Below are 12,289 nucleotides of genomic sequence, written 5' to 3'. Positions count from 1 at the left end.
ATTGAGGCTATTGGACAGGAAATCTCTATAAGAAGATGGTTAAAGTTATTCAAGACTAATCTATGTAGACACTTCTTTTTCCAAAGATTTGATTCACGACTATAGACAAAGAAACTTGCGGCGAAACCATTGACCTGAGGTAACCAATCCACGCATAACAGAGTGGCCAACCGCCGATAAATCTGTATAGAAGTTTCTTGTCCTATGTCCTTGATTTAAAAAACAAAATAAAACGAAAAAACGGAAAACGAAAAACGAAAATCAAAGAAATGTGTTATTTCCACTTGACAATCGTCATTTCATAACAGATTACTAGAATTAAGAAAGATGCCGTTGCTTTCTTTAAATGATAACGAATACTATATAGTTACAAATAGCAAGTTTGCATATGAGGTTGAAGATAACAAAGATATTGAAACCATAACAGTAGCAAATAAAAATTTGAAATTAAAAGGATATGACACTAAGTCTTATTGGAACTCTATAACTAATACTGGCAGATTTGTTGTTGTACTTCCAGATAAATATGTTCAAGGACTTGAAGTATCAGAAAATCATTTGATTATAGATACAAAAGAAGATACAGACGCAGAATTAGAAAATAAGATAAAAGAAGATATGCAACATCAATTAGTAAAGGTTGATGAAAATGGAGAAATAAATGACGAATCGTATAGAGTAAACGTAAGAGGTGCAGAAATAGAACAACAAAAAGCAATGGTTGCAATAGTAGTCAGTCTGTTTATGTATATTGCATTTATCTTGATTTCCGCAGTAGGGACAATTTTGGCAGTTCAATCATTGAGCGACTCTACTAAATACAAATATCGCTACCTGACCTTGCGAAGATTAGGAATAAATGACAAGTCGCTATTTAAGACAATCAGAAAACAATTATTGATATTATTTTGTGTCCCTGCAATATCAGCAATATTATGTTCTTTCGTGATGATGTCGTCATTGAATAATGTGTATCAACAAATTTTGGGAGATAAACACCTTTATCTAATGTACTTTGGCTTGAATTTAATTATCTTCTTCCTAATTTATAGTATTTACTGGATAGCAACGTATATCGGTTTCAAACGAAATATCAATGAGGAGAGTTAGATTTTTCTAGCTCTCCTGCTGTGGAATTATTATAATGGTAAATCAAGGGGGTGTGGAAATGAGAATAGCAATTATCGAAGATGATGAAATCACTCGTCTAGAGCTTTCTAAACTATTGAACACACAAGGATATGAAACAGTCTTGTTGACTAACTTTGAAAATCTGACAGAGGAATTAAAGCAATATTGCGTAGAGCTGGTTTTGCTTGATATTAACCTGCCGTATGAAAATGGCTATGAAGTATGCAGGAAAATAAAACAAGCTATGCCAGTACCTATTATCTTTGTAACAAGCAGAGATACAAATGCTGACGAATTGAAAAGTATTCAAGTGGGTGGAATTGACTTTATCACAAAGCCGTATGACACGCTTATTCTTCTTGAGAAGATCAAGCGTGCATTGCAGTTATCAAACCCGAATAATTTCCGTGAGCTTGTTAAAAAAGATTGTACCCTTGATTTACATTTATCTATTTTGAAGTATCAAGAGAAAAGCATTGAATTGACAAGAAATGAATTTCGTATTTTATACTACTTCTTTATGAACGAAGATAAAGTTATCAGTAAGGAAGAACTATTGGAAAAGCTGTGGAACGACAAATATTATTTAGACGAAAATGTATTACTGGTTAATATGACCCGTCTAAAAAAGAAAATGAAAGAAATCGGTATTGTTCATTTATTGGAAAATATACGAGGAAAGGGTTGGAAACTGTGAGCTTTTTTACATTCTTAGAAGAAAAAATAACAGAGATATTGTTTCAGCTTTTCTTTCTTGCCTTAGTAGCATTTCTCTTGATTTTCTACGGTGTAGATACGCTATTTGTTGTATTGCTGGTAATTCTGTTCATCAGCATACAAGGGCTTTTTCAATGGTGTTTGTATCGGAAGAAACGTAAGGCTTCGCAACATATTATTGATTTAGTAGATGGACTGGAAGAAACCTATTATATTGCAGACGTTTTACCAAAGCCAAAAGAATTTCAAAATGAAGCCTATTACTACGCACTAAAAAAAGCCTGCAAATCTATGAATGATGAAATCGGCAAAATCACAGAAGAAAAGCAGGACTATCAAGAATATGTGGAAAGTTTCGCCCATGAAATAAAAATACCGATAGGAGCATTGTCTTTGACGTTTGACAATACAAAAAATTACACATTAAAAAAAGAAACAGACAAAATATTTCAGTTAGTGGAACAAATGCTCTACTATGCAAGAAGCGAAAATACGGAAAAAGACTATTTTGTAAAACAGTTGCAGTTAGACGAAGTGATACATAATGTCATTCTGAAATTCCGTCATTCGCTTATGGAAAGAAAAGCAATTATCAATATCCATGACATAGAAAATGTCATTTATACTGATGAAAAATGGCTGACATTCATTCTATCTCAAATCGTGCAAAATGCGATTAAGTATTTTGATAAGCAAGAAAATAAGCTGACGATATACAGTCAAGACAATGGTACAAATATATTGCTTGTGATTGAAGATAATGGTTGTGGAATAAAAGCGTCTGATTTATCCCGTGTATTTGAAAAAGGTTTTACGGGTTCAAATAGAAACAAGGCAAATGCAACGGGTATGGGACTGTATCTATCGAAAAAATTATGCGATAGGTTGGGCTTGAAATTGGATATTGCTTCTACGGAAAAAGAATATACAAGACTGACCATTACATTTCCAAAAGGAACAGTTCATAATTTTTCAGAGTAATTTGAAAACCATGCCAACATTGATACGGTGCTTTAAGTGGGCTTGCATTATGGAAAGCTTTAAGTACAATTCTTTGCAATCAAATTCCACCTAATAGAACACTATTTTTTACAGTAATAGACGATTGAATTTAGGAGTGATACCATGATAGGGCTAAAAAAACGTGATATAAAAAAAGCATTGAAAGCTGGTGCAAAAGCTGGCAGTGTATCATTTGCTGATGTTCGGGCTGATATTGAAGCAACGATTGACGAAGCTATGAACAGTACAGACCCAGAGGTGCAGGCAAATTTCAAAAAGTATTTTGGAAATAAACGTCCTACGCCAGAAGAATATATTTATAAGATTACCCAAAAGACAAAGGTTTAAATGTTTATCCCGCTTCCTGCGAAGCGGATTTGCAGTATAAACTATGTGATAGAACATTAAGTTTAAAAAATTACCCCACGTAACGTATTGCTTGTAACGCTACGTAATGACATAAAATGAAAACAGAAAGGAGGAAAAGGCTATGTCAAAATATACGACAGGAGAAATAGCAAAGCTTTGTGGAGTATCTGTTAGAACAGTGCAGTATTATGATGAACGTGGTATCTTAATACCTAGTGAACTTTCTGAAGGTGGCAGACGACTTTATTCAGAAGATGATTATAAAAAACTGAAAATCATTTGCTTTCTTCGTGATGCAGGTATTTCAATTAAAAGCATAGGAGAATTGTTATCTGAAAGTAATCCTAGCAGTGTTATTTCTGTTTTGCTTGAAAAGCAAGAGCAACTTCTTCAAAATGAAGTAAAAGAAAGACAAGAGCAACTTGCTATGCTAGAGGGCATAAAGAAAGCACTGAAAGGAATAGAAAATTTCTCTGTTGAATCAATCGGAGATATAGCTTATGCAATGGAAAACAAAAAGAAAATGAAGCAGTTACACGCAGTTCTGTTGATAACAGGTATTCCCCTAAATATAATTCAGTGGGTTAGTATTATTTTATGGATTACTACTGGAATACAGTGGTTATTTTGGGGATATATCTTGGTAGCGATTCCATATGCAATTTTTATAATACGATTTTTATCAAAAAGGATAGTATATATCTGTCCACAGTGTCATGAGATATTTAAACCTCATCTGAAAGAGTTTATTTTTTCAAATCATTCCATGACGCTCAGAAAACTGACGTGTACCAGTTGTGGATATCATGGTTTTTGTGTTGAAACCTATCGAGAGGAGGAAAAAAATAATGAATAATGTTACTGAATTTTTACCGTTTTTAGTACCGTTAGTAATCTCAGAATTAGCCCTGCTGGCGTATACACTTTATCATATTCTAACTCATAAGAGCTATAAAAGAGGTAATCGTACTTTATGGCTTATTGTTGTGATTGTTGGTATGCAATTTATTGGACCTATCCTTTATTTCTTGCTTGGGAAGGAGGATTCTTAACGTGGATATGCTTCGTATCACAAACTTAAAGAAACATTTTGGGGATAAAGAAGTTTTGACAGGGTTAAATTTATCTGTACCCGAACATAGTGTTTTTGGTTTTGTAGGGGAAAATGGTGCTGGCAAGACAACAACAATGAAAATAATCTTAGGGCTTCTAAAGTCGGACAGGGGTGAAGTATTTGTATCTGGTGAAAGGGTAAAATACGGACAAACTGCAACTAATCGTTATATTGGGTATCTTCCTGATGTTCCAGAGTTTTACTCCTTTATGACAGCAAGAGAATATCTTAGATTATGTGGAGAAAGTTTGGAAATGGGAAAAAACGACATTGAAAAAAGAAGTGATGAACTTTTAACTCTTGTTGGTCTTTCCAAAGAAAATCATCGTATTAGAGGGTTTTCAAGGGGAATGAAGCAACGACTTGGGATTGCACAAGCACTTCTTGGACGCCCCAAAATTTTGATTTGTGATGAACCGACTTCTGCACTCGACCCGATTGGAAGAAAGGAGATACTTGATATTCTACTTTCTTCCAAAAAACAGACAACGGTATTGTTTTCAACACATATTTTATCTGATGTTGAACGAATCTGCACAGATGTTGCTTTTTTAAATAATGGAAAAATAGCTATGCAAGGAGCAGTTGCCGATTTAAAAAATGTGTGTTCTTCACACGAATTTATTGTGGAAACAATAAAAGCAGACGACGCTGAATATCTTTCTAGTGTATTCACAGACGCTCAATTAACCGCAAAAGATACTCTTTTATTCTTGGGCGAACAATTTAAAATGTTTGAAGTGCTTGAATTTATTACAGAACATAAAATATTAATTTCTAAAATCGAGCGTGTTGAACCCTCACTAGAATCTCTATTTATGGAGGTGGTGTCAAAGTGAAATCGTTTATTGCTTTTTTTAAAAAAGAAATTTTTGAATGTATCAGAAGTGGAGAACTTACATTTTTCTGTATTCTGTTTTTGATTTTTGGCATTATGAATCCAGCAATTGCAAAACTTACGCCGTGGATGTTAGAAACGCTTTCTGATTCTTTGGCAGAACAGGGAATGATGGTTACAGAAGTTACAGTGAATGCTCTTACGTCGTGGACACAGTTTTTCAAAAACATTCCTATTGCGTTAATTGTATTTGTGTTTCTGTATAGCGGAATATTTACAAAGGAATATGAAACAAATACTCTTATACTTATTTTAACTAAAGGACTATCTCGCTATAAAGTAGTATTTGCAAAATTTTTTGTGATGTTTACAATGTGGACGATTGGGTATTTGTTATGCTTTGCTGTAACTTATGGATATAACGCCTTTTTTTGGGATAACAGTATTGCTGTTGGACTACTGCCTGCTATGGTACATTGGTGGTTGTTTGGGGTATGGATAATAGGTCTTATTGTTTTATTTTCCGTTCTTGTTAAAAGTTATACGGGAGTGCTTTTAGGGACTGGTGGCAGTGTTCTAGGTGTGTATCTTATTAGCTTTTTTCCTAAAGCTTGGAAATACACTCCGACTACTCTAATGGAAAGTGCTTCTTTGCTGATTGGTACTAAATCTATTGAAGATTATGGAATTGCAGTCCTTATAACTATTTTATTGGTCGTTATTTATTTGATTGTAAGTATTACTGTAATGAATAGAAAACAGTTATAATGTTTAGACTTTCAAGTTATATTATTATATTACTTTTTGATGATTATTTATTTTAATTGGCATAGGTGGAAAAAATATGTGATTTGATTTTTATAACAGTTTCCTTTCAAAACTACACTAACATTATTAAGGTGCTTTAAGGGGGATTGTATTATGGAACATTTTAAGCGAAATTCTATACAATCATACACTACCTAACAGCTTTAGTAATAAAAACTGAATATTTTATAGCTTTAATAGCTCGTATAAAACTATATGTTTTGTGCGGGCTTTTTTCATGCCTAAAAAAATTTTTAAATTTTTTCGGTTTCAACTTAGCAAATCACACCTGCCGTTCCCTATATGGTGCGGAAAGAGGGATAACCACTTTTCACGTCGTAACGGAAAGGGGGTGCGATTGATGAAACCGTCTGACTTCCAGAAAACAGTTCAATGCCGTTTTGAAAGTTGTTTGAAGAAAGTTGTCCGACATGTTGTTAAGGACTATCAGAAGAAATTAAAGCGACGACAAAAGGAAGAAACGCTTTTTTGTGAACTTCCAGAAATCGTTGTAGAAAGTCTGGCTGTCTGGGACGACTATGATACGGACTATACGATTTTCAATGTATGCGGTAGTGATATTCGTATTTGTGATGATGAACTGGCAGAAGCCTTGAAACATTTGTCTGAGCGTAATCGAGAAAATTTGCTGATGTATTATTTTTTGGAAATGAGCGATACCGAGATTGCAAAAAGACAAAATATTTCAAGAAGTGGTGTTTTTCAAAACCGACACAATTCACTAGAGCTTATGAAAAAAATACTAAAGGAGAAATGATAGCAAATGAAACACACAATGAAGAAGCCGTCCTACTATTTGCTTTCGCAGGCAATGGACGGGGACGAAAAAGCGATTGAAAAGATACTGGCATTTTATGACCCGTACATATCAAAGTGCTGTCTGCGTCCACTCTATGATGAATACGGCAATGTTTATATTGTTGTAGATATGGAGTTAAAGGGACTCATCAGAGAAGCACTTATTAAAATGATTTTAGGGTTTGATATTGCCTTAGAAATCGAAGAAGAATAACAAGCAGTAACCGCAGAGCATGATTGGTTCAATCCCCTCTTTCCTGCTCTGCACCTGTTTTTACATGAAAGCAACACGCTTTCGCCACAGCTCTTTGACAACTGAATAAAGCAGACAGATACGTTTGTGAGATAGCGAGCCACGGGGACTGTACGCCACGACCTTTTCAAAAGAAAGCGAGCGACCCACGCAGTGATCCGAGAGCGACTGTTGGAAAAGTCGTTTTGCCACGACCTATCCTCACAGAATAATGATACGTCCGCATGGTGCGGTTCTGCCCACAAGAATGGGAATAGTTGAGATACTAATGGAGCTTTCCAAAGCCGTCTGTCTGCTTGTAAAAAACAACACACAGTAAAGGGGGTGCATAGATTATGAACAATACTGATGTGCCTATCTGGGAAAAATATACACTGACGATTGAAGAAGCGTCTAAATACTTCCGCATTGGCGAAAAAAAATTGCGTAAATTAGCCGAAGAAAATATTGACGCTGGCTGGGTTATCGTGAACGGTAATCGTATTCAGATTAAGCGAAAACAATTTGAAAAAATCATAGATACATTGGACGAAATCTAATGTCATTGAGCCGTAGATATGGTATAATAAAGTATAGCGTATCACGGCTCATTCCATGACGGAAAGGAGCTTTACACTATGTCTAATGTAAAACGAAAAGACAGTAAAAATCGCAATTTGCGTAATGGAGAGAGCCAGCGAAAAGACGGAAGATACGTTTATAAATATACCGATATATACGGAAAGCCACAATTTATCTATTCTTGGAAACTTGTACCGACAGACAAGACACCTGCTGGAAAGCGTGATGATATTTCATTGAGGGAAAAAGAAGCACAGATAAAAAAAGACCTTAACGACGGTATCGACACAGTCGGCGGTAAAATGACAGTCTGCCAGCTTTACGAGAAAAAGAACAGCCAAAGAAAGAACATCAAGAGGGCTACCGAAAAGGGACGACAGTATCTTATGAACGCTCTGAAAAATGACCCATTGGGTATGAGGGCGATTGATACTGTTAAGCAGTCGGACGCTAAAGAATGGGCTATCAGAATGAGTGAAAAAGGATATGCCTATACAACAATTGATAACTATAAGCGTTCCTTGAAAGCGTCATTTTACATGGCGATACAAGACGACTGTATCAGAAAGAACCCATTTGAATTTAAACTAAGTGATGTTCTGGAAGATGATACAGAGCATAAAGTTATCCTTACACCAGAGCAGGAAGAACGCCTGCTTGCCTTTATGGAAAAGGATAAGATTTACAGCAAGTATTATGATGAGGTTGTGCTTCTGTTGGAAACGGGACTTCGTATTTCTGAATTTTGCGGACTGACGACGCATATTGATATGCAGAACAAAATACTCAATATAGACCACCAGTTATTGAAAGACAGCGAAATCGGCTACTATATTGAAACGCCAAAAACCAAAAACGGAAAACGGGAACTTCCATTGACAGAACGGGCTTATCAAGCAATCCAAAGAATACTAAAGAACAGAGGAAAGGCACAACCGCTGATTGTAGGTGGTTACAGCAATTTTCTATTCTTAAACCGTGAGGGCTTGCCTAAGGTTGCAGGAAACTATGAGGGTATGGTGCGAGGGCTGATTAAGAAGTATAACAAATATCACACGGACAAGTTACCGAACATCACACCACATTCATTCCGACATACTTATTGTACGAATATGGCAAACAGAGGAATGAACCCAAACACCCTGCAATATCTCATGGGACACGCCAACATAACCATGACACTTGGCTATTATGCACACGGTACATTTCAATCTGCAAAAGCAGAACTGGAAAGACTGGCTTGTTAATATCGGAGCGTATATTTACTACTCATTTACTACTTTTGGTTGCATTTTCATGCTGGTAAATGCCAGCTTATGCAAGGTATCTTCCGAAAAGAAAATACCGATAAAGCCCTAAAATACGGGATATATCGTCATTTACCAACTTATGAAAAGATAATCAGAAATTTAGTAAGTTTTTACTATTAAAAAAGTGAAAAAATGATCCTAATTAGCTTCTTTCAACACTTGCAGATATATATAGATAGATTTAAGTTAATTCATACCCTCAAAATTGTGTAAATTTGTCAAAAAAATATATACGAAAGAACTTCTTTCCTTTATTTTATACCCCTTTTATTGTAAAATATGGAATATATGGAGGTAGGTCAAAAATGACAAATGTAAAAGGTATTGCGGCATCTAGTGGTTATGCCATTGCTAAAGCATATAAATTAGATATGCCAGATTTAACTGTAACACGTACTACAGTTGAAGACACAGAAGCTGAAATTGCTTTATATAACAAGAGCGTTGCAGCAGTAAAACTTGAAATCGCTGCAATTAAGGAAGCAGCTACTAAAAACTTATCTGAAGAAGAAGCAGCAGTATTTGATGCTCATGCTCAGATTCTTGAAGATCCAGAACTTCAGTCACAGGTTGAAGCTAAGATCAATGATGAAAAGGTATGTGCTCCAGCAGCATTAGAAGATGTAGCTAATTTATTCATTACTATGTTCTCATCTATGGATGATGCATATTTCAAAGAAAGAGCAGCTGACGTTAGAGACGTAACTACTCGTTTAAAAGCTAACTTATTAGGTAAGTCTTTACCTAACCCTGCTTTAATTGATGAAGAAGTTGTAATCATCGCTCATGATTTAACTCCTTCTGATACAGCTCAGTTAAATAAAAACTTAGTTCGTGGTTTCATCACTGATATCGGTGGTAGAACTTCTCACTCTGCTATCCTAGCTAGATCTATGGAAATCCCAGCAGTTGTAGCAACTAACGTTATTACTGAAACTGTCAATGATGGTGATATGGTAGTTCTTGATGGTATAACAGGTGATGTATTTGTTAACCCTGATAAAGAAACAGTTTCAACTTATGAAGCTAAGAGAAAAGAATTCGAAGACTACAAAGCAGAACTTAAGACATTAAAGACTGCTGAATCAGTATCTACTGATGGTCATAAGGTATTATTAGTAGCTAACATCGGTTCTCCAAATGATATCGAAGCTATTAAGCAGAATGGTGCTGAAGGTGTTGGTTTATTCAGAACTGAATTCTTATATATGGAATCAGATGAACTTCCAACAGAAGATTCACAGTATGAAGCTTATAAGACAGTACTTGAAAACGTAAATGGTCCAGTTGTTGTTAGAACAATGGATATCGGTGGAGATAAGAAGTTAAAGGCTCTTCCAGTTCCTGAAGAAATGAACCCATTCTTAGGTGTTCGTGCTATTCGTCTTTGCTTCCAGAGAGAAGAAGTATTCAGAACTCAGTTAAGAGCATTACTTCGTGCTTCAGTTTATGGAGATCTTAAGATCATGTTCCCTATGATTGCAACTGTTGACGAATTCAAGAAGGCTAAGGGAATCTTATTAGATGAAAAGGCTAAGTTAGAAGCTGAAGGTGTTAAAGTTTCTGATTCAATCGAAGTTGGTATCATGATTGAAATCCCAGCCGCTGCTGTTCTTGCTGATCAGTTCGCTAAGGTTGTAGATTTCTTCTCAATCGGTACAAACGACTTAATCCAGTACACTTTCGCTGCTGACCGTATGTCATCTACAATCAACTACTTATATCAGCCATTCAACCCATCAATCTTAAGATTAGTTAAGAACACAATTGATGCTTCTCATAGAGAAGGTAAATGGACTGGTATGTGTGGTGAAATGGCAGGCGAAGCTCTTGCTGCACCATTACTACTTGGTTTAGGACTTGACGAATTCTCAATGTCTGCAACTTCAATTCTTGCTCAGAGAAAACGTATCAGAGAATTATCTTATGAAGAATCTAAGAAGGTAGCTGAAAAGGCAACTACTGAACTTTCTACAATGGAAGAAGTTGTTGAATTAGTTAAATCTGAAACTGGTATTGAAGGATAAAAAACACAATACTTGAGAGATGAACATTTGGAACCTTTAATTTTTAAGGGGGGTCAATAGAAAACTCGCTTTAAATATTTGGGGGTTTCCACTTGTAAAGGGCAGTCAGAAATGACTGCCCTTTAGTGCGCTCATATTACTCCTATTTTAATGTTTTATTGATTCTTTTTCTTATATGATCCTCTCTTTTTTCCTTCTCTTTTGATTGTTTCATCAATAGCGTAAGAGGAAGGATTAGAGGATTTATTAAGAGAATACATTAGTCTATTTCTCATTCTTGCAAAGTTCTGATATCCACATGCATTTGAAAGTATTTTATCTATTCTAGAATTGATTCCTTCTACTGGTCCATTAGATATTCTTCGACCATCTACTAAATTAAATGATGCGCATATTTCATCGAACCAGTTTATAAGAGTTCCAGATAATGATATAAAGCCAGTAATTCCTGATGATGCATATTCTTGAATTATTCTTGATAGCCATTCTCTACAGTCCTCGGATGTTGCATAATGATTAAAGGTTATATACTGTTCCTTTAGATTATATGCTTCTGTTAGTTCATTATCTATGTTCAGGATTATTTCAAGCAGTTGATGATAGTCTATATACCTTTTAAGCTTTTTATTATATCTTGCCTTGTTGAATGGAATATCATTGTAGTTTTTCAATATAAGGAAGTGAAACTTTTTGAGAAGATAATATTCAGTACTATCTTTTTGGTATCTTTTGCCTACTTTAATTCTGATAGCATCTAATACTTTATTGATATTTTTTATGACATGAAATGAATCACATATCAGTACTGCCCCTGGAAAGTATTGATTTCTTACAAATCTGTATGTCTCATACATATCGATAGAGATATATTTGACTTTAGCGAGCTCTTTTTTATCGATTATCTGTGTATAACTTGACCATACCTTCTTGGTTCTTCCATCAATGATATCTACAATTTCCATGGTCTTAAAATTTAGAATGACACACATGTATCTGTTTTGACCTTTATGTCTCCAGTGCTTTTCATCAATGCATATGATCTCAGGCAATGGCTGTCTACGCATCTGGCCATACTTATCAAATATTTCAACAACCTTGGTAGGGCTTGTGTTAAAAAATCTAGCAACCAGCGAAAAAGTAGTTGTAGGTTCTTTAAGTTTATTCATGATTTCCAGTTCTGAGGTTTGAGATAATCTACTGTGACTTTTCTCTGTAAATGGGTTTCCCTCTGTCATTACCTTATTACATTGAGGACATACTAATCCAATGGTATTAAGTTAAACAAAACTAATACCATCAGGTAATTAAGTTAAGGTGTCAGCTATATAAACGGCAGACACC

General features: G+C 35.2%; 14 protein-coding genes. 13 read left to right on the top strand and 1 reads right to left on the bottom strand.

Annotated elements, in window-relative coordinates; translation table 11 throughout:
* Positions 1 to 333: 333 nt before the first annotated feature.
* From EAI80_RS09420 to ptsP, 13 genes are all read left to right on the top strand, one after another.
* Positions 334 to 1,110: an FtsX-like permease family protein gene (locus tag EAI80_RS09420; RefSeq protein ID WP_202976629.1), complete on the top strand. Its 777-nt coding sequence runs from the start codon at positions 334 to 336 to the stop codon at positions 1,108 to 1,110.
* Positions 1,111 to 1,168: 58 nt separating this feature from the next.
* Positions 1,169 to 1,828, top strand: a complete 660-nt coding sequence (locus EAI80_RS09415) for a DNA-binding response regulator (RefSeq protein WP_009264385.1) — start codon at positions 1,169 to 1,171, stop codon at positions 1,826 to 1,828.
* Positions 1,825 to 2,829: a sensor histidine kinase gene (locus EAI80_RS09410; protein WP_129981812.1), complete on the top strand. Its 1,005-nt coding sequence runs from the start codon at positions 1,825 to 1,827 to the stop codon at positions 2,827 to 2,829. Before EAI80_RS09415 ends, EAI80_RS09410 begins: the two co-directional genes overlap by 4 nt.
* A 144-nt stretch (positions 2,830 to 2,973) precedes the next feature.
* Entirely contained in the window at positions 2,974 to 3,198 is a 225-nt protein-coding gene (locus EAI80_RS09405; RefSeq protein WP_008393106.1) for a hypothetical protein, read from the top strand.
* A gap of 142 nt (positions 3,199 to 3,340) precedes the next feature.
* Positions 3,341 to 4,075 carry a MerR family transcriptional regulator gene (locus EAI80_RS09400; protein WP_008393107.1) on the top strand — a complete coding sequence of 245 codons (735 nt, stop codon included), beginning with the start codon at positions 3,341 to 3,343 and terminating at the stop codon, positions 4,073 to 4,075.
* Positions 4,068 to 4,271 carry a PLD nuclease N-terminal domain-containing protein gene (locus EAI80_RS09395; protein ID WP_008393108.1) on the top strand — a complete coding sequence of 68 codons (204 nt, stop codon included), beginning with the start codon at positions 4,068 to 4,070 and terminating at the stop codon, positions 4,269 to 4,271. Before EAI80_RS09400 ends, EAI80_RS09395 begins: the two co-directional genes overlap by 8 nt.
* A gap of 7 nt (positions 4,272 to 4,278) precedes the next feature.
* On the top strand, positions 4,279 to 5,172 hold the full coding sequence (locus tag EAI80_RS09390; protein WP_008393109.1) for an ABC transporter ATP-binding protein: 894 nt from the start codon (positions 4,279 to 4,281) through the stop codon (positions 5,170 to 5,172).
* Entirely contained in the window at positions 5,169 to 5,939 is a 771-nt protein-coding gene (locus EAI80_RS09385; RefSeq protein WP_129981811.1) for an ABC transporter permease subunit, read from the top strand. Before EAI80_RS09390 ends, EAI80_RS09385 begins: the two co-directional genes overlap by 4 nt.
* Positions 5,940 to 6,339: 400 nt before the next feature.
* A complete protein-coding gene (locus EAI80_RS09380) occupies positions 6,340 to 6,756 on the top strand; it encodes a sigma-70 family RNA polymerase sigma factor (protein WP_015530205.1) in 417 nt (138 codons plus the stop codon).
* 6 nt (positions 6,757 to 6,762) lie between these two features.
* Entirely contained in the window at positions 6,763 to 7,011 is a 249-nt protein-coding gene (locus tag EAI80_RS09375; protein WP_002323370.1) for a helix-turn-helix domain-containing protein, read from the top strand.
* Positions 7,012 to 7,385: 374 nt separating this feature from the next.
* Positions 7,386 to 7,589 (top strand): excisionase, encoded by a 204-nt coding sequence (locus tag EAI80_RS09360; protein WP_004613735.1) that lies wholly within the window; start codon positions 7,386 to 7,388, stop codon positions 7,587 to 7,589.
* A 78-nt stretch (positions 7,590 to 7,667) separates the two neighbouring features.
* Entirely contained in the window at positions 7,668 to 8,858 is a 1,191-nt protein-coding gene (locus EAI80_RS09355; RefSeq protein ID WP_022621353.1) for a site-specific integrase, read from the top strand.
* A 368-nt stretch (positions 8,859 to 9,226) separates the two neighbouring features.
* Entirely contained in the window at positions 9,227 to 10,948 is a 1,722-nt protein-coding gene (gene ptsP, locus EAI80_RS09350; protein WP_129981810.1) for a phosphoenolpyruvate--protein phosphotransferase, read from the top strand.
* Positions 10,949 to 11,103: 155 nt separating this feature from the next.
* Here the strand turns inward: ptsP and EAI80_RS09345 are convergent, their stop codons facing one another.
* On the bottom strand, positions 11,104 to 12,216 hold the full coding sequence (locus EAI80_RS09345; protein ID WP_129981809.1) for an ISL3 family transposase: 1,113 nt from the start codon (positions 12,214 to 12,216) through the stop codon (positions 11,104 to 11,106).
* Between the last annotated feature and the right edge of the window lie 73 nt (positions 12,217 to 12,289).

The sequence above is a fragment of the Catenibacterium sp. co_0103 genome (assembly GCF_004168205.1).
In the GTDB taxonomy this organism is placed as follows: Bacteria; Bacillota_I; Bacilli_A; order Erysipelotrichales; family Coprobacillaceae; genus Catenibacterium; species Catenibacterium mitsuoka_A.
The sequence above is the reverse complement of the archived record's forward strand: the minus strand, read 5'-3'. Positions and strand labels throughout refer to the sequence as shown.